General features: G+C 63.6%; 11 protein-coding genes and 4 pseudogenes. 4 read left to right on the forward strand and 11 right to left on the reverse strand.

What is annotated here, in order from left to right; all coding sequences use genetic code 11:
- Positions 1-181: 181 nt before the first annotated feature.
- From L1080_RS30795 to L1080_RS30810, 4 genes and pseudogenes are all read right to left on the reverse strand, one after another.
- Complete coding sequence (locus L1080_RS30795; protein ID WP_250770142.1) at positions 182-595, reverse strand: helix-turn-helix domain-containing protein; 414 nt, start codon at positions 593-595, stop codon at positions 182-184.
- A 522-nt stretch (positions 596-1117) separates the two neighbouring features.
- Positions 1118-1336 (reverse strand): annotated as a pseudogene (locus tag L1080_RS30800) (recombinase family protein); the annotation flags it as partial.
- 10 nt (positions 1337-1346) lie between these two features.
- A complete protein-coding gene (locus tag L1080_RS30805) occupies positions 1347-2117 on the reverse strand; it encodes an IclR family transcriptional regulator (RefSeq protein ID WP_308202127.1) in 771 nt (256 codons plus the stop codon).
- Between the two features lie 240 nt (positions 2118-2357).
- On the reverse strand, positions 2358-3515 hold the full coding sequence (locus tag L1080_RS30810) for a serine hydrolase domain-containing protein (RefSeq protein WP_250769840.1): 1158 nt from the start codon (positions 3513-3515) through the stop codon (positions 2358-2360).
- A gap of 321 nt (positions 3516-3836) precedes the next feature.
- Here L1080_RS30810 and L1080_RS30815 point away from each other — a divergent pair, with 321 nt between their 5' ends.
- A complete protein-coding gene (locus L1080_RS30815; RefSeq protein ID WP_250769837.1) occupies positions 3837-4439 on the forward strand; it encodes a TetR/AcrR family transcriptional regulator in 603 nt (200 codons plus the stop codon).
- Positions 4440-4583: 144 nt separating this feature from the next.
- Here L1080_RS30815 and L1080_RS30820 read toward each other — a convergent pair whose 3' ends face one another.
- From L1080_RS30820 to L1080_RS30830, 3 genes are all read right to left on the reverse strand, one after another.
- The gene (locus tag L1080_RS30820) at positions 4584-5570 is read right to left on the reverse strand and encodes an NAD(P)H-dependent flavin oxidoreductase (protein ID WP_250769834.1); all 987 of its coding nucleotides are present in this window, start codon (positions 5568-5570) and stop codon (positions 4584-4586) included.
- A gap of 61 nt (positions 5571-5631) precedes the next feature.
- Positions 5632-7233: an AMP-binding protein gene (locus L1080_RS30825; RefSeq protein ID WP_250769831.1), complete on the reverse strand. Its 1602-nt coding sequence runs from the start codon at positions 7231-7233 to the stop codon at positions 5632-5634.
- Positions 7234-7343: 110 nt separating this feature from the next.
- On the reverse strand, positions 7344-7994 hold the full coding sequence (locus L1080_RS30830; protein WP_250769827.1) for an enoyl-CoA hydratase-related protein: 651 nt from the start codon (positions 7992-7994) through the stop codon (positions 7344-7346).
- A 1347-nt stretch (positions 7995-9341) separates the two neighbouring features.
- Here L1080_RS30830 and L1080_RS30835 point away from each other — a divergent pair.
- A complete protein-coding gene (locus L1080_RS30835; protein WP_250769824.1) occupies positions 9342-10082 on the forward strand; it encodes a hypothetical protein in 741 nt (246 codons plus the stop codon).
- 125 nt (positions 10083-10207) lie between these two features.
- On the opposite strand, the pseudogene L1080_RS30840 reads toward L1080_RS30835, so the two are convergent.
- The 3 genes and pseudogenes from L1080_RS30840 to L1080_RS30850 form a co-directional block, all read right to left on the reverse strand.
- Positions 10208-10717, reverse strand: a pseudogene (locus L1080_RS30840) (helix-turn-helix domain-containing protein); the annotation flags it as partial.
- Between the two features lie 128 nt (positions 10718-10845).
- Positions 10846-10938: pseudogene (locus tag L1080_RS30845) on the reverse strand (IS6 family transposase); the annotation flags it as partial.
- Between the two features lie 159 nt (positions 10939-11097).
- A complete protein-coding gene (locus L1080_RS30850) occupies positions 11098-12120 on the reverse strand; it encodes a LacI family DNA-binding transcriptional regulator (protein ID WP_250769818.1) in 1023 nt (340 codons plus the stop codon).
- Between the two features lie 112 nt (positions 12121-12232).
- Between L1080_RS30850 and L1080_RS30855 the strand changes: the two genes are divergently transcribed.
- Positions 12233-13558 (forward strand): MFS transporter, encoded by a 1326-nt coding sequence (locus L1080_RS30855; RefSeq protein ID WP_250769816.1) that lies wholly within the window; start codon positions 12233-12235, stop codon positions 13556-13558.
- Positions 13559-13631: 73 nt separating this feature from the next.
- On the forward strand, positions 13632-14522 hold the full coding sequence (locus L1080_RS30860; RefSeq protein ID WP_250769808.1) for a carbon-nitrogen hydrolase family protein: 891 nt from the start codon (positions 13632-13634) through the stop codon (positions 14520-14522).
- A 131-nt stretch (positions 14523-14653) separates the two neighbouring features.
- Here L1080_RS30860 and L1080_RS30865 read toward each other — a convergent pair.
- A pseudogene (locus L1080_RS30865) lies at positions 14654-18199 on the reverse strand (protein kinase domain-containing protein).
- Between the last annotated feature and the right edge of the window lie 47 nt (positions 18200-18246).

Genomic DNA, 18246 nt, shown 5'->3' on the forward strand with positions numbered 1-18246 from the left:
TTCAGGCTCGGCCGACGAGAAGGAATGTCATGCGTCCGAGTGGCTGAGTGCCCGCTTCGGGCAGGGGTGCGCTCGCGTCGTCACTGCGTCCTGTGGACCGTGAAGCCGATTCCGGACGCCGCCCAAGCCGCAGGGCGGCGGGGCGGCGGGGCGGCGGGGCGGATGCCAAGGCTGGTCGCGGTCATGGGGTCGATCGATCTGCGGACCGGTCAGCCGCGGGGCCGTCGCCGTTGGCCGGGTGCGGGCCGAGCCAGTATGCGATCTCCAGGGCTACGCCGATTACGAGGCTGTTGCCCGCGAGGGAAAGTGGCAGCATTCCTTCCGCGCGCCGGAGTCGGTTGAGGACGGTGTTGTGATGGGCGAAGAAGCTTCGCGCGGCGCGGGAGGCGTTGAACTGTTTCGCGGATATAGATGCGCAGGGTTCCCGGAGCTCGGTTCGGGCCACGAACTCGCGGGCACCCGCATCGTCGGGAGTGGCCAGGGCGAGGAGTTGGACGTCGGCGAACCTGGCGACCCACCGGCAGACGCTGGACCAGGCGCTGGGTCTCAACGGCATTCGGGTGGCTTCGGCGGCATCCTTCCACGCCGGCGTCATCGGGCCCCACCGCGACGCGCACACCCTCGAACTGTGACGTTGCCGCAGCAAGCGCGCCGACCTCGACCGATGTCGCGTTCGCGAGTCAGGTCCACCTCGACGACGAGCTGGCGATGACGTGGAGGGTGCGCCGTGCCCCCATGGCTGCGCCCAGAGCCTCCGGCGCCGTCCACGGCGGATCGGATGTACACCACCGAGGACGGAGCAGTATGAAACTGACCAAGGCGCGGGCCAGGGAAAATCGAGACCGCATCGTCCACACCGCGTCGTCACCGTTCCGCAGAACCTCCAGCGACAGGCTCGGGATGAGCGTCTGGCGTGCCTCGAAGCGCGTGCCAATCGCTCACCGCTGATGCTGCCGACTGTAGCCTGGACCGACGAGGGGCGGTCGAGTGTGAAGATCTCACGCCTTGACCACCCGCATACCGGCCTCCCCGTGCCGGTACTCAGTGCATCAGGCTGCAACTCCCAGATCAGGGAGGTGAGCGTCCCGGCGTGTCCAGAGAACAGAGAACTCGGCCAGGACAACATGCCGAACATGGCGCGGCCCTCGGCGGTGGCGGTGTCGATGCCCTGTTCGAGCACTTTGAGGCCGATGCCGCGCTCACGGAGTTCGGCGCCGAGGGTGACCAGGTGCAGCACCGACCGTCCGAGCCGGGTGAGTACCAGGACGTCGTCCTCGCGTAGCCGCGCCAACGCTAGGTCGAGCTGGGGACGCGACGCTTTCGCTCCGCCCGCATGACCATACTGGTCACGAAAGCAGTAGTGACAGGTGAGCTGCTTGGTTTCGCAGTGCCTCGATGTGGTGAAACATCAGGTGGAAATGGTTGATGTGTCCGGATAGAACCAGGCCGGCGACGAGGGTGCCGGCAGCGGATCGGATTGGCACTGAGACGCAGGCAGAGTCATTGCGCAGTTCGCCGACCTGAGTGGCATAGCCCTGATCGCGGACGAGGTCGAGGTGCCTGCGGAGTTCGCTGCGCACGTGGACGGTCCGGGCCGTGAGCGGTTGGGGGCCTCCGCGCTGGAAGGTCGAGTCGAGCCCGTCCTTCTCGGCGAGGATCAGCTTGCCGACGGCGCTGGCGTGGAGGTGCTGGTTGAGGTAGTTCTCATCGGACCGGCACGGGTACTCCGGATCCGGGGCGCTCAGGCGTACCACTGTGTCGGTGTACGAGTAGAGGCGGACACCGAAGCGGATCTCGTTACGTAGCTCGGTGAGGAGATCGCGGGCGGCTGTGCACACCGTTGGTCTGATGGAGGTGTTGGCTAGCGCGGCGACCTTGTGGCCCAGTGCGAAGCAGCCTGGGCGATCGGGCCGACGAAGGATGAATCCGTCGTCGACCAGAAGCGTCAGCACCCTGTATACGGTCGCGGGAGGTATGGCCAGTGTGTCTGAGATGTCTCTGGCTGTTACTCCTTCGCCCGCGCGAGCCACTTCCGCGAGGATTCTCAACGCGTTCTGGATCGCGCGTGGTTGACGTCCCGAGATAACAGGGGCGGAGGCCGCAGTCTGCGCATTCACGCTTCATCCAGATACGAGTTGTTGCTGTGACATTCTGCGCCGCAGCGGTCGTGGGCCCGGCTCGATGGTTTGTCGACTGATTGGCGTCGACGTCGGGCCGGGGTCGGGGAGGCAACGCGTTGAGGCCATTGTCGGTTGTTTCCCTCGCCGTTCACCGCAACAACGCTGGCCTCGCGGCGAGGGACGGTTGCCATGACCTCCTCAGTCGCCGGATCGACGACGTCAAAGCGGGCCTGATCGTCAGTCCCGTAGGCGACTTGTGATGGATTGGAGGAAGGCGACTGTCTCACTCTCGCGATTGGTGGATTCGCTGTCGGTAGTTCCGTAGGCACGGTTGGCGGACAGCTTGACGATGACGGCATTCGTCGACGGGTCGACATACACGAACTGGTTGTACACGCCGATGGCGCTGAACTCGCCACGGTTGCCGGCGGGAATCCACCACTGGTAGCCGTAGCCGAGGTCAAATCGGTGGGTGCCGACGATCGGCTGTCCGGGCTGCAGATGCGTGCCGCTCAGGACCACGGAATTGCGAACCCACTCTTGCGGGACAATCTGCTTGCCTTGCCACGTGCCGCCGTTGCGGTACAGCTCGCCGAGCTTTGCGAAGTCCCGGGCAGTCATGTTCAGGCCCGCGAAAGCGACCTCCATGCCGGCCGAGTCGACCAACCAGTGCCCAGGTGAGGTCATGCCGAGCGGTTCGTACAGCTTTTCCTGCATGTAATCGGTGATCGAGCGGTTCGTCGCCCGCACCAGCAGGGAACCCAGTACCTGAGTGTCGCCGGAGTTGTAGCGGCAGATCGTGCCTGGCTCGTTCTCGCGGACGACGCCGGCTACGAACTCGTCGAGGGTGCCTATGCCGCCCATTGCAGCGTTGAGGCGAAACACGTCCGACTCAGGGTCGTGGTAATCCTCGTTCCAGCGCGCACCGGACGACATCTGTAGGACCGCTTTGATCGGGACGCCGTCGTACGCAGAGCCGGGGTCAACGGGTACGTAGGCGCTGATGGGGTCGTCGATGTTCTTGATGTGGCCCTCGGCGACGGCAATACCGACCAGTGTCGAGATGAAACTCTTCGCGACTGACATGGAGATCCACGGAACATCAGGTCCACCGGTGAGTGCGTATCGCTCGTGGCGGACGACTCCCTCGACAAGTACCAGCAGCGCCGCAGTGTCGGTCTCGGCGAAAAAGTCTTCGAACGACTTAGACGTGCCCGCGAACTCATACGTTTCCGGCAGTGCAATCGTGTCACCCTCCGGCCATTCGTACGGTGTCGATGATGGTGTCAATTCGCTAGCGGGGAGAACACTCGCCAGTCGACAGAAGTTGTCGTGCTGGGGTGCCCCGGTGAACAAACCCAGCCCAGCGAGCTTGGCGATTAGTTGGTCGGTCATGGTCGTCCTTAGGTAGGGGTTGCCGGGACGGCAGGGGTCGCTTGCCCGGATCTGTTCCCGCGGAAGCGGGACCACACAGTCGACACTGTTGGCGGAAAGTAGTTCCCACATGGGCGGTTCGGGGTGGGTGCTCGCACCGTCGAGAGCAACCACCTGTCACATGGGAGCGCAGATGCCGAGCGCCGCGGAGGTGTTCCGGCCGAACGCGGCGTCGGACGAATCGTTCATCTGCTGTACACTAAAATTTAGCAGTACCAAGTGGTTAGCACAACCATTTGGTACCCATAATTTTTGATTTTCCGGGGGGTTTAGGATTCGGTGATGAACGCAGAGCGTGTGGACGGTCGTACCCTCCGCTACCAGCACCGGCGCCCGGAGTTGCTGGCGGCGGCAACGGAGTATGTTCTCGATCACGGCTTCGGGGATGTGTCCTTGCGTCCGATCGCACATGCGCTCGGTGTGACGCATGCGACTTTGCTGCGGCACTTCTCGTCGAAGGACGAGTTGCTGCTGCAGGTGCTGGAGAAGATTCATGCCGATTTCCAGGAACGACTGAGAACCGATGCCGAGCTGCGCGCCGCGGACTCGACAGCGGCTTTCGTTCACATGGTGTGGCGCCGGTTGTGTGAGCCGCGGGAGCAACGCCAGTTCGTATTGCTGTTTGAGCTTGTCGGGCGCACGGCGCGGGAACCCGACCGTGGGGGGCGGCTCGTGCAGTCGATCATCAACGACTGGCTCCTGCCCGTCGAAGAGCGGTTGGGACAAGAAGGGTGGCCGCCCGACGAAGCCTCGACAATGTCGACGCTCGTCTTGGCGCAAGTGCGTGGTCTGCAGCTGGATCTCATCATGACCAGGGACCGCGACCGGGTCGATCGGGCCTTCCAGTCCACTGTCGATCTGGTGGCCCGTCCAAGAGTCCGGTGACCGAGAACCGACACGCACGTCGTTTCCCCTGGTTCGGCAAAGGGTAACGACCCTGCGCCGTATCGGTTCTGTCTCCGATTCCGATGGGCGAGATCGACTCCGGCCCGGCATGGCCGAGCTGGAGTCGATCTCGACTGGAAGACCCTAGTCCTGCTGTAGCAGTTGATCTTTCGCGGCCGCGTACTCGCGGGTGAGGCGCTTCACGATCTCCGCTGCCGGGACGACGGCGTCGACGGTGCCGATGCCCTGCCCGGCGCCCCAGATGTCGCGCCAGGGCTTGGCTTCCGACTTCGTGCTCTTGTCCGCGTCCTCGCCGACACCGAAGTTCATGGCGGTCGGGTCCGACACGGCGAGGTTGTTCGGGTCGAGTCCGGCGGCCTCGATGCTGCCGCGGAGGTAGTTGCCGTGCACGCCGGTGAACAGGTTGGAGTACACGATGTCGGACGCGGAGGAGTCGACGATCATCTGCTTGTAGCCCTGGTCTGCGTTGGCCTCTTCGGTGGCGATGAACGCGGAGCCGATGTAGGCGAGGTCGGCGCCTGCGGCCTGCGCGGCGAGGACCGAACGTCCGTGGGCGATCGAGCCCGACAGCAGGACCGGTCCGTCGAACCATTCGCGGATTTCCTGCAGCAACGCGAACGGCGACAGGGTGCCCGCGTGTCCGCCCGCACCCGCGGCGACGGCGATCAGGCCGTCGGCACCCTTCTCCACCGCCTTCTTCGCGAACGTGTCGTTGATGACGTCGTGGAGGACGATGCCGCCGTAGGAATGGACGGCGTCGTTGACGTCGGCGCGGGCGCCAAGGGACGTGATGACGATCGGGACCTCGAACTCGACGATGGTCGCGAGGTCCTCGTCGAGACGGTCGTTGCTCTTGTGGACGATCAGGTTCACCGCGTACGGAGCGGACGGGGTCTCGGGGTTGTTGGCGTCGTGCTTGGCGAGGTCTTCGGTGATGCGGGTGAGCCATTCCCGCAGGACGGGCTGCGGGCGGGCGTTGAGGGAGGGGAACGATCCGACGATGCCCGACGTGCATTGGGCGATCACCAACTCGGGACCCGAGACGATGAACATCGGCGACGCGACCACGGGCAGGCGAAGCCGGTCTTGAAGAATGGGGGGCAGGCTCATGGGTACTCCTTGCCGGAAAGTCAGTTCGGGAAAGTGATTGTCACTGCACGGAAAGTGATTGTCACTGCACAAGTGAGCCGGCTTCCGAAGCCCGGAGGTCTTTGCGAAGAATCTTGCCCGCCGCGGACTTGGGCACGATGTCGATGAACTGCACCTTGCGGACCTTCTTGTGTGGGGACACCCGCTCGGCGACGAACGCGATGACCGCGGCCTCGTCCAGTTCGGCGCCCCGCTGCTTGACGACGAACGCCTTCGGCACCTCTTCACCCTCGCCGTTCGACACTCCGATGACGGCGGCGTCGGCGATCTGCGGGTGGGTGAGCAGCAGCGCCTCGAGTTCGGCGGGTGGCACCTGATAACCCTTGTACTTGATCAGTTCCTTCATCCGGTCCACGATCGTCACCACGCCCTTCGAATCGACGGTCGCGATGTCGCCGGTGTGTAGGTAGCCGTCCGCATCGATGGTTTCGGCGGTTGCTTCGTCGTTGCCGAGATATCCGGCCATGATGTTCGGGCCCTTGCACCACAGCTCACCAGGCTTCGACACCCCCTCGGCCGGATACGCGATCTCCTCGCCGGTGGCCGGATCGATCAGCTTGCACTCCATGTTGGGAATGGTCAACCCGACTGAGTTGCGGGGGATGTCGTCTCTCTCGAGAGGAATGAGGTGGCTAGTAGGACTCATTTCGCTCATTCCGAATCCCTGCAGGACCTTGCAGCCCAGCCGCTTCTCGATCACTCGAGCCAGGTTGTCGTCGAGTGGGGCCGCGCCCGACAGCATCACTCGGACGCTCGATAGATCGTAGTCATCGACGACGGGGTTCTTGGCCATGGCCACAGCGACGGGCGGCGCGATGTAGATGTAGCTGCATTCTTCTTCCGAAACGGTACGGAGGAACTCGACCAGATCGAATTTAGGCATCGTGACGAGCGTGGCTCGCTGATGCAGTGTTGCGTTCAGCACCCCGGTCAATCCGTAGATGTGGAAGAACGGAAGGACGGCCAGGACACGTTCCTGCGGAGTGATTCCGAGCCATGGCTGAATTTGGCAGAGGTTGGCGACCAGGTTGCGGTGGGTGAGCCGGACGCCCTTCGGACGGCCCGTGGTCCCGGACGAGTATGGCAACACTGCGAGATGCGTTGCCGGGTCGAAATCAACCCTGGGTGCCGGAATCTGTTGTGCCAGCATTTGTTGTAGTGACGGGTGTTCGTCGCCTGTTCCATCGAGAACCAGGACTCGGTCTGCGCCGATTCCGGCAGCGCGCGCCGCGGACCACGCCTGAGGAAGGAGCGCCGACGTGGTGAAAAGGAACGACGCCGAGGAGTCGGTCAGCTGTTTGGTGATGTCCTCTGCGGTGTAGAGCGCATTGATGGGGGTCGCAGTCCCTCCTGCGCGCAGGATGCCGTGAAACGCGACCGCGAACTCCGGTGAGTTCGGGGCGTGCAGCCCGACCACATCGCCGACAGTCAGGCCTTGGGCGGTGAGTGCGCCGGCTACCGCATCAACGCGTGCAACCAGGTCGCGATACTCGACGGTTGTACCTGAGCTCCGGTCGCGGAAAGCGGTCCGTTGCAATTCTTCCTCGGACAAGGTGCCGAAAAGGACGTCGTACAGACTCGATTCGGGGATGACGACGTCGGGGTGTGGGCTGGTGAAACTCACGGATGTACCTTCCATTTCGGCGAGGTGAGAGACGGTTGTGATCAGGCGACCAAAGCGGACACCGAAAGCGGTCGACGCTGCCGGGTGCCGCGGTCCGGTCACCCCTGCAATTAGCCGAGGGCAGTGACCGCCGCGGCGAAGACGGTTGCCTTGATCGTCCCCAGGGTGTCGGGATCCTTCCCCAACAGAGGGGTGGCAACCTCGAGCGCGGTATCGAGGACACCGTCGGCCGGGGCGGTGCGGTCGACCAATCCGTGCGCACGAGCCTCGGTGCCGCCGTAGCGATGCCCACTCGTCATGGCAGTGATCGCGGTCCGGTGGTCCAGTTTCGATCGGATGAGAGCCGCCATTCCAGGCGAGAACGGAAGCCTGAAATCCACCTCCGGGAAGCAGAGATAGCCCCGGTCGGATCGCATGAGCCGGGAGTCATGGGCAACGGCGAACATCGCGCCGGCACCGAACGCGTGGCCGTTGACAGCTGCCACTGTCGGTAGTGGGAAAGTCAGAATTCTAAGGAGCAGGGACTGAACGCCCCCGACGTACCGCGCCATTCGAACATATTGTGTTACAAGCCATTCAAGGTCCAGGCCATTGGTATAGAACTTTCCTCCGGCTGTCGTCACCAACGCCGGGGAGGAGCCCGCCTGGATTTCGTCGAGGTGGCGTTCGACTGCAGTGTTCCCGGATAAAGAGAAGCGGTTCTCGCCGTCGCCGAGGTCAAGTACGGCGATATTGCCCTGATAGTTCACGGAGGTAGTCATGAGTAGTCTTTCGCGGATGCGAATCGCTGCGAGTCTGTGGAGATCAGCGTTCAACCAGTGTGTGAGGGGGTAGTGGGTGCGCTATCCGTGCACGTGGGGGCTGGGCGGTCGATCGGTCCTTATAGCCGCGTCCGCCAGGTCGGGTGTGCCGACATTCGAATATCCGGTAATGCCACATCGCGCCTACCTCGATCCTGAGAGGCGCCGTCATCGGGACGGCGCGAACACCGAATCTAGCAGTACCAAACGGTTAGGTAAACCATCCGGTACTACTAAATTTCGGGGCGGCAGTCCCGAGCGGCAGGAAAGGGATGTCAGGCCGAGCTGTTCGATTCCGCTGGACGATCGGCTATCGGCACAGCGTTTGGCGCGCCCCGATGTGGCAGTCGGAGCAAGATCGAAGCGAACCCGGCAGATATCGGCAGCTTGCACACCGAAACCGGACGGTTTAGTCATGTCTTATCACCGAGAATCCGGGAACCCGCGCGGGTCTGAAGGTCGGCGACAAAGTCAAGGTTCATGCCGAGGGCACCTCGGTGTCCACGATTGTGAGCATTGACGGCGACGAAGCTCTGATCGAGTCGGTTCTCAGCGCGCCGGGGACCTACCCATTCCACTGCAAACTTGAACGTCTCGTCCCGGTCGAGTCCTGAAATGGCCAAGAATGCGCCCTGAGCTGCTCAGATGACACGCCCCAATTTCGGGATGATTCTCAGCGGTGCAGGGCGGTGACCGGATCGCGAAGCTGGCGCGCTGCTCGGTGTCGAGGCCATGGACTCGGGGCCGATTTCGGCCTAGCGAGGTTCTCCTCGAGCCACGTCGAATACCGCACCGTGAATGTCCTTACGACGCTGTGTGGCTATCTGGTTCTGCTCCTGGATAACTCGGTCGTTGTGGCCGGCGATCATGACGCACGGCATCTACGACCTGTTCGTCATCTGGGTGATGATTCGGATGTGACGGCCGGGGCCCTGGCCTGCGTGGGCCACCACTGTCGGACGGGTTGTGCCATGCTGTGGGCACAGTGACGAAGTCGCGGGGGTGACATGACTGTTCATATGTTGGTGCGATCCACGGGCAGCGTGGCTGGACGGTGCGGTGCGATCTGTGTGAGCGCACCTTCGCCGCTGCCGTCGCCAGCCGGCCCGAGGCGGTGGCCTTCGCCGAAACGAACGGATGAATCGTCGGCGAGCGCACGTGGTGCCCGATGTGCGCTGTGGCCCACACCGCCCGCCGCACAGCCTGACCCACCGCCCCGCGTCCCCGCTCCGGAGTTCCGAAGGGGTTGCCGGGCTGTGAGGATGATCTTGAACATTTTTCGTCTTGCGTTGAAGGGAACAGGGTCTGATGGGGGAGCTGGCCGCGGCGAGCAAGGTGCACGTGATGGTGTCGTACTGGTGGAGCCGCGGCGACGATCTCGCCAACCACCAGCTCGGCCAGATCCTCACCCGCGCAGCAGGTGTGGATGAGGTTGATCTCACTGATCCGCAGTCGCTCGATCGGGCGTTGCGGATCGCGGTCGCCGATCCCGCGGTGCTGGCCGAGCTGGACGCGTGGTGGCAGATAGTCGAAACCCGCAGGGCCGGAAACGGCACCCGCAACCCGGGTCTGGGCCTGGATCAGTCGATTCGGTACCTCACCGACCGGCTCGACGCCGACACCGTCACACCGGCGGCACTCGGCGAGTGCCGCCGGCAAGTCGCCGCGGTCGATCAGACGATCATCAGCGCGAAGAACCTCCCGAAGCCGCGCACCCGGACGCCGAGATGCCCGACCTCCTCGCCCGCTACCTGGAGGCACGTTCCCGAGTTCTCGCCCTCGCATGACCCCACCCGGGTGAGCCGACGCCAAGCGCGAGCCACAGGGTTGGACGGCGAACCGCCCCGGACGCCGAGCAGACCCTCGCCGACCTCGGACACCCCACGCGACCTCCCCGGTCGCGCTCGCGTACTACCTGGGGGCCGGGGTGCGGGTGCTGTCACAGCGGGCACCGATCGCGAAGTCGCCAAGAAAGTTCACTGCCATGGAGTCGAAGATGCTTCGCAACCGCGACCACTACATCTTGCGGTCAAAGATGCACTCGGGTGAGCTCCGGAAAACCATCAATGCACTCTGATAACTTCGCTGCGGTGAGGGGTGCCGTCGATGATCGAGAACCGCAGAGCACCTTTGGCACTGATCGCGGAGATCATGTTCACCGAGAACCGGCCCTGTCACCGAAACGACCGGGGTGTGCCCGACCGGCGCCCAGGTGGTGCCGGCGTGGTAGTCGCTGCGCACGGATGCCTCGTCGGTGGAGTAGATCGCCGCTTTCGCCATTCGCCTGCTTCTGAATCTTCGGGAACGTCGCGCTCTTCCACTGCGACGGCCTCAGGGTCGGCCTGATACGCCCGGTAGAGAGGTTTCTGCGGGGACAATCCCATCGTTTTGAGCCAACGGCCGACGGTGACCTCGGACATCGTGACCCCGAACTCGCGGCCTATCACCTCGCGAATCATGTTCCGCGTCCACAGGGCGAACTCGAACTCGAGTTGACGCGGACCGGTGCCGACGATGATCGAATACAGCCTCGCCAGCTGACCGCCGGTCAAGGTGGGAGGTCGGCCGGACACCGATTTCGCTTCGAGCGCCTCCCAGCCCCCGGCGCGGAACTTCGCGACCCACCCGAAGAAGTTCTTGCGGTGCAGCCCCAACGTCTCGGCGACCTGTTCGAGGTGCATCCCAGCCTGAACCCAGCCTGAACCCGGCCTGAACCTGCTCCACCGGCACTGTCACATTAGTTGAACAATCTAGCAGTACAGTCTATTTGGGGGGGAATGACACCTACGGTACGTCGCCGGGACGTCCACTTTCAGGCGGCGGCGTCGGTCGCTGTGACGTCCTGCCAGACCGCGAAGCGGTCGACCATCTCGGTACGCCATCCGGGTGCCGAGAGTCTGTGCCGGCCACCAAGTCATCCGCGAGTTGGTCTATTCGAGCCCTTCGACCTCGTAGACTCCCGCGTCAGCCTGGGTGGTCAATCTCGCCGTCATTGGCACCCGGTCCATGTGCAGTTTGAAATACGTTATACTGCATACAGCTCCGGACGATCAAGTGACTCGTGTCAGGAATCGACTCTTGTCGATGCTCGGAACCGGGGAACTGGCTTGATCGTTTTCTGGCGGCGAGGCGGAGCGGAACCGTCAATGCGGTGCAGGAGGAGTTTGACTGACGCGACTCCCAGATCTTCGGTCAGTAGGTCGAGACCAGTCAACGGTGGTTCATGGAGTCGCGCGAGGTCGCTATCAGTCAGCGAGGCGATCTGTACATCGTCGGGTATCGACATGCTATGTACGCTCGCGGCCTCCGCTACGCCTACCGCGAATCGTGTCGCACCAACGACGAAAGCATCAGGTCGTCGCGATGGTCCGAGATCGAGTAGCTCGCCTGCCACTGCACGTGCGCCGGCAATACCCTCGCCTTCGTAAAGTTGCTTGCTTTGGAATTCAAGTCCGCGACGTTTGCACCAGCCTTCATAGGCTTCCCGAGAGAACTGATTCCAGGCGTTGTTCTCCGTTCCGCCGATGTAGACGATTCGCCGTGCGCCGGTCGTGTGCAACGCCTCGAGGATGCTCCGGACTGCACCGGGCCAGTCGATTCGAATCGACCATGGGTTTCGGGCGTCCGATGGGTCTACATCGGCGGATACCGCCGGAATCGAGCGACGTTCCAATTCGGCGTAGATGGGGTCACGGGCGTATGGCCCCATTACGATGCATCCGTCCATCGGGACGCGGGCCGAATCTGCGTCCAATAGATCAGGTACGTGGATGAGTCCTCGACCTGTTGCAAGGGTTGCAGCGGCAACCGCGCCGGAGTACCGGGTGAAAGTCTCCGAACCAGCCAAGGATCCGCTGATGGCATCACGCGGTCGGAGGATTAACCCCAGTATGCCGTGGCTGCCTGTGCGTAGCGACCGGGCAGCAGGATTGGCTTCGTAGCCAATGGCTAAGGCCGCCTGTCGGACCCTTTCGGCGGTAGGTGCTGAGATTGTGCGTCGACCACTGAAGACATGGGAAACAGTGCTGATCGACACGCCTGCGCGTTCGGCGACATCGTGGATTGTGGGTCTTCCGGAAAGGGTCACCATTCCATTATCGCTGATGGCTCGGCACCCGATCTTCCGCAGACTGGACTATTGACAACCCCGACTCACCGCCATACGGTTCGTCAAAACGTTTTGACGGAGGAGTCACGGCATGACCGAAATATCTGCACCTCCCGGCTCGGCGGTACAGCGGAACCACAGCGGGCTACGTCGGGTGGTCTCGTCCGCGGCAATGGGACAGTTCGTCGAGTGGTACGACTTCGTGGTCTATGCGTACTCGGCAACGATCATCGCGGAACTGTTCTTCCCCAGCACAAGTCCCGTCGCAGGATTGCTGTCGACCTTCGCGGTCTACGCGGTCGGCTTCCTCATGCGACCTCTTGGTGGAGTCGTGTTTGGGCACCTCGGTGACCGCGCGGGAAGGCAAGGTGTGCTGTCGGTGGTCATCGCGATCATGGGTGGAGCGACACTCGTGATGGGATTGCTTCCCACACACGCCCAGATCGGAGTCGCCGCCACGATTCTTCTGGTGACATGTCGGCTTTTGCAGGGACTGTCGGCGGGCGCGGAGGCGATGGGCTCGAACTCGCTCGTGGCCGAACACGCACCGAACTCGCGGCGCGGCTTCTACGTGGGTCTCACCTACACGTTCGCCAATGTCCCGCCAATCGTTGCCGCGCTGTTGATCCTTCTTCTGACGAACCTCATGAGCGACGACGCGTATGCCTCCTGGGGTTGGCGAATCCCCTTCCTACTCGGTGGTGTCATCTCATTTGTCGGACTCTGGGTCAGGAGCCGGGTTGCGGAATCCCCGTCGTTCGAGGCAGTAAAGGAGAGTAAGGCAATCGAGAGTTCCCCGGCCCTCGCTGTGCTTCGCGACTACCGGCGGCCGCTGTTTTACACCTTCGCGGTCGCATCCCTGTCGGGGCTTGGTTTCTACAGTCTCACCGGATATTTCGTTTCGTACCTCAAAGTTAGTGTCGGCCTCACAAGCAATCAGGCGTTGATATCCAATTCGATCGCGATTCTCATCGCGTTTGTGATGACCCCGCTCACCGCCGGCTGGTCCGATCGACTGGGACGAAAGCGTGTGCTCGCAGTAGGCGCCCTGCTGTCCGCGGTCGCGGCTGTCCCGGCATACATGCTGGCCGGGGTTGGCACGCTCCTCGGGGCCATCGCGGGACAAAGCCTGCTTGCCATGTGCCTCAGTGTCTTCTTCGGTCCGGTGGGCGCTCAGTTCCTCGAGATGTTCCCGACGAAGGTGCGGTTCTCCGGTTCGGCAATTGGTTACAACTGCGCATACGTGCTCTTCGGTGGAACTGCTCCGCTCGTAGCCACTTGGCTCGTCGACACAACGGGAAGTCTCTTGGCACCGGCGATCTATACCGCTGTGGTGGCAGCCCTCGTTTTCACTGTCACGCTCGTGATGCCCGAAACCTTCAAGCGGTCCATGCACAGGCAAGCCGATTTCGAGTGAGGGTGTGTCACGAGTGGCCCTGTGACACTTCACTCCTGGGTAGAACAAAACAAGTTGACGAAGGATGAATGAGATGAATTCTATTGTAGTGTCGATCGTGCAGTTCACGTCGTCGGATTTCGATCTGGACGGGACGGTCGACAAGTGTTTGACGCTGATCGACCGCGCGGCCGCGGAGGGTGCACAGCTGGTTGTGTTACCCGAAGTATGGATGGGATTGGGGTACTCCAGTGCGGACGCCTACCAGAAGCTGGTGCAGGACAGCACGAGTCCAACGATGGTCCGGTTGGCGAAAAAGGCTGCCGAGCATGGCTTGTACATCGTGGGTTCGATCTACTGGCGGACAGAAGACGGCGAAGTACGAAATACGGCACCGCTGATAGATCCGTCAGGACAGATTGTCGGGACCTACGACAAAAGCCACCTCTTCGATGCACCAGGTCGCGCTGACCTCAAGGCGCCGATCATCGAATCGTCGAAGGTCACCGCAGGCAACGAACTACCTGTATTCGACACGGTGCTCGGGCCAGTCGGGATCACGATCTGCTCGGACCTGCGGTTCCCCGAGCCCTACCGAATTCTGGCATTGAGAGGTGCACGGATCATCGTCAATTGCTCGGCCTTCTTGGCGCCGCGCGTGGACCATTGGGAGTTCATGCTTCGAACTCGCGCCGTGGAGAACCAGGTCTTCGTCATCGGGTCCGGCCAGGTGGGTATCGACCCGAGTAGCGGAATTGGGTTCGTTGGGCGTTCGATGGTCGTCGACCCCTGGGGGACGGTCATCGCTACGGCATCCGATACCGAAACTGTGGTGACTACGCGAGTGGATCTGAGCATGGTCGATTCAGTCCGAGACGCATTCCCGCTGCTGAGGCAACGGCGTCCCCAGCTCTACGGTGACCTGTCGGCACCGGTCGGAGCAGACGGACTCCTGTCAGCCAGGGAGGTTGCATTGCAGTCGTAACGAACTGGGAGGAGCGGCCGCGGTCAGGCGGGGGTGACATCTGGCCTGCAGGGAATGGGTCGGTCGCAAGCCGTCGCCGACTCGGTGTGGCAGGGCGTAGCGAGTCCGGCGTTTTCCGCACCGCGTGAAGGTCAGCCAGCGGCGGCAAGCACGGTGTCGAGGAAGGTGTTCGGCAGGTCGGGACACCCGCCGGGTGGCCCGCTCCGCTCGGCCAGATGTGTCCGCAGGGAAGTGGCGGCGGCGAGGACGTCTGGTTCACCGTCCACCAGAAATCGGATCATCTCGTGCCTGGCGCACTGCGCCGCGACGGGAAGCAGCGCTGCCTCGGCGTCGGCGGGGCGGCCGGCGGCCGGCGGCCGGCGGCCCGCAGACACGACACCAGCAGTCTCATGGCGTGTAGCCGCGCCAGTTCACGGCCGGTTCCGTCGAGCGTATGCACCCACGCCGTTGCCCAGTCGCCGGCGAGCTCGAGCGATGCGGGATCGCCCGTGCGAAGCTGCAACAGGATTGCCGTCTCGTCCTCTAGTTGTGCGGCGATTTGTTCGATTCCATCGACTGGTGCCGGACGCGCCGCGCGTGTGACTGCGACGAATCCGTGGCGGGGTAATAGACCGAGCCGGATTCGTTCGTTGTCGACGGCCGCACGCAGCCGCGGAAGCGAGAATCTGTCTGCGGTCCGAATACCTGCGTCGAGCTCGTTCGCTGAGCCGTCGTGGTCGCCGCGGGCAAACAGAATTCGCGCCCGGAGACAATAGTGACGAATCATGAAATCCGGTGCTCCACCGAGCGCTGCAGGGTCGAACGTTTCGCTGAGCAACTCGTCGGCCTCGTCGATTCGGTTTTGCTGGTACAGCATTTCGGCGAGCAGAGCCCGGGTGACCCGGGCGTGTTGAGACTGGGTGTTGCCGGCTTCGCGGACGAGCTGAAATTCCCTGCGATACAACTCCGTGGCCCCTGCGAAATCGAGTTGCTCGGCCTTCGCCAGACCGGCGAAACAGTACCCATAGGCCACGGTATACGGTCCCATGGTCTTGCTGTGGTACGGAGCGGCCCAACGTCTGTCTGCGATAGGCATTGCGGAAGCGGAACTCGTAGGTGTCGGCGACCGTGGCCAGGAGTGCGGCCATCGACACCACGAACGGATGCTGCTTGGCGGGGTTGGTCAGGCATTCGTCGACCAACTCCGTAATCGCTGCGACCCGGTCGGTAGTGGCGTCGATGTCGGCTTGTAGGACATCGGCTTCCACCCGCATCCGCGAAGGCACGTCAGCGGGGAGATCGAGAAGGTCGAGCGGCTCGAGCGCATGACGCCGGGCCTCGACCGCAACATCGATACGCTGCAGCTCGGTGTGGCCCACCCGATCGCGAGTTGCAGCCGCGGACTCGACGGCACCAGGTCCGCCGACAGCTTCGCGATCAGACCGAGCAGTGTCGACATCTGCGACCGATCGAGCAGGTACAGGTCGTCATGCTCGAGCATCTCCAGCGCTCCTTGCCGGTCACCGGCGGCGAGAAGGTGGTCGAGGGCTTCACCGAGCATGCGGCGTTTCTGGAACCATGCGGCCGCTGTGTGATGCAACTGTGCGATCCGGCCGGGTTGATCGCGTTCGAGCACGTTGCCTGAGCACCTGTGCGAACAGATTGTGATAGCGGTACCAGTGGCGGTCGTCGCCGGGTGCGCTCCAGGAACAGATCGCGGGCGACAACCTGCTCGAGCCGCGCCGCGCCGTCTGGGACATCGGCCAGCGTCGACGCCAGATCGCCGCACACCCTGTCCGGGACGGCGGTAGCGAGTACGAAACCGAGTAGGTCCGGTTCGAGGGAATCGAGGAAGTTCTCGGCGAGGTACTCAGCCAAGGTGGCGTCGCCTTCCCGGAATTGTTCGAGCAGACTCGCCGCGTCGCCGGCATCCCGCAGCGACAACGACGCCAGCTGCAGCGCCGCGACCCAGCCGTCCGTCGACGCCTGCAGATCCTCCACCTCGGAATCGGACAGCGTAATCGGCCCCGGGTCACCGAAGAATCGCCGCGACTCGGGGAAGTCGAAACTCAAGTCCTGGGGGCCTATCTCGCATAACTCGCCACGTACACGCAGCCGGCTCAACGGAAGGTTCGACCAGCTACGGGTGGACACCACCATCCGCAAATGATGACAGCCGTTGTCGAGGAGGAACTCCATCGCAGCAATCGGCTCGGCGGCGGTCACCTGATGCCAGTCGTCGATGACGACGACGAGCGGGTCACCACTGTCGTGGACCCGGTTGATCAGCGAGGTCAGCACGAACCGCTCGACCGCCTGCCCCTGCTCCTCGAGGGCCTGTCCGAGGTCACCGACCACGTCCGGTCGTACTCGACGGATCGCCTCCACGAGGTGCGAGAGGAACCACACCGCGTTGTCGTCATCCCGATCGACCGTCAACCAGGCCATGGCGATCCCGGCGGCGACCAACTCGTCGCGCCACTGCGTGAGCAGACTGCTCTTCCCGAATCCCGCGGGTGCGTGGACCAGGATCAACCGGCGCTCGGCGCCAGCCCTCAGCACGGCGAGGAGCCGATCGCGGCGCACCAGCTGCCGGGTCGTCGTGGGTGGGCGGAACTTGGTCATCGGGGCCGGTGGAGTGGGCGGGGATTGCCTGACATCTCCGCGCGGCACCGCAGGCGACGATCGCGACGGTGCGGCCTCGGTCGTCCCCAATTCCGAGGCGATGTTATCGCCGACGCGAACAGCGGGAATGTGCAGGTCGTCGATGGTGAGGCCGTGGCGTCGTTCCACTTCACGAAGCTCGTTCCCGAGTTCGGCGGCGCCGGCCGGGCGCTTCTCCACGGGGCGGGACATGGACGTTCCACCGCGGCGCACACGTCGTCGGGGATACCGCTCTCACGCAGGTCAGGGACCTGTTGTCTCGAGATCCGCAGGAACTGGGCGACAACCTGCTCACCGCTGTGCCGCTCGAACGCGGCGTGGCCGGTGAGCGCACAGAACAACGTCGACCCGAGACTGTAGACGTCCGAGGCGACCGTCGGCGGCCGTCCCTCGAGCACCTCAGGGGCGGTGAACGCCGGTGAACCCGTGATCGCTCCCGTGGTCGTCTCGAAGCCGCCGGCGATCCGCGCGATACCGAAGTCGGTGAGCTGCGGTTCGTCGTAGTCGGTCAGCAGGATGTTCGCGGGTTTGACGTCGCGGTGCAGGGTGCCGACGCAGTGGGCGGTCTCGAGGGCCCCTGCGATCTTGATACCGAGTCGCAGGGCCTGCGCCCAGCCGACCGGGCCACTCCGGCGGATCCGTGCATCGAGGGAACCGTGGGCGTGATAGGGCATAACCAGGTAGGGACGGCCCCGGCCCGTGACCCCGACCTGATAGAGGTCGACGATGTTCGGGTGGCCGGACATGCGGCCCATCGCCCGTTGCTCTCGCACGAGCGGGCCAGGTTCTCAGGGTCGAGATCAGAGGTGAGGACCTTGACGGCGACGGTGCGGTGGAGGTTCGTCCTGCAGGCAGCGGTAGACGACCCCGAAACCCCCGCGTCCGATCTCCACGGCTTCGTCGAAGCCGGCCGCGGCCAACTCGACCACGATGTCCGGCTCGCGCTGCGTGGCCCAAGGGTCGTCCGCCACGAGCCTGCCCCACCTCTGACACGCTTCACCCAGGATAGTCCGCCAGGTCCCGAGCCCGGGCATGCCGTGGAACCCGTCATAAATGCCACGCCGAGGGGCGGTGTCGGCAA

Source organism: Rhodococcus sp. MSC1_016, from assembly GCF_023667485.2.
Lineage (GTDB): Bacteria > Actinomycetota > Actinomycetes > Mycobacteriales > Mycobacteriaceae > Rhodococcus_F > Rhodococcus_F oxybenzonivorans.

Excerpts from the sequence above, each read along its gene's own strand:
- L1080_RS30810 (WP_250769840.1), bottom strand. The coding sequence starts at position 3,515 with ATGACCGACCAACTAATCGCCAAGCTCGCTGGGCTGGGTTTGTTCACC.
- L1080_RS30795 (WP_250770142.1), bottom strand. The coding sequence starts at position 595 with ATGACGCCGGCGTGGAAGGATGCCGCCGAAGCCACCCGAATGCCGTTG.
- L1080_RS30815 (WP_250769837.1), top strand. The coding sequence starts at position 3,837 with ATGAACGCAGAGCGTGTGGACGGTCGTACCCTCCGCTACCAGCACCGG.
- L1080_RS30830 (WP_250769827.1), bottom strand. The coding sequence starts at position 7,994 with ATGACTACCTCCGTGAACTATCAGGGCAATATCGCCGTACTTGACCTC.
- L1080_RS30860 (WP_250769808.1), top strand. The coding sequence starts at position 13,632 with ATGAATTCTATTGTAGTGTCGATCGTGCAGTTCACGTCGTCGGATTTC.
- L1080_RS30855 (WP_250769816.1), top strand. The coding sequence starts at position 12,233 with ATGACCGAAATATCTGCACCTCCCGGCTCGGCGGTACAGCGGAACCAC.
- L1080_RS30820 (WP_250769834.1), bottom strand. The coding sequence starts at position 5,570 with ATGAGCCTGCCCCCCATTCTTCAAGACCGGCTTCGCCTGCCCGTGGTC.
- L1080_RS30835 (WP_250769824.1), top strand. The coding sequence starts at position 9,342 with ATGGGGGAGCTGGCCGCGGCGAGCAAGGTGCACGTGATGGTGTCGTAC.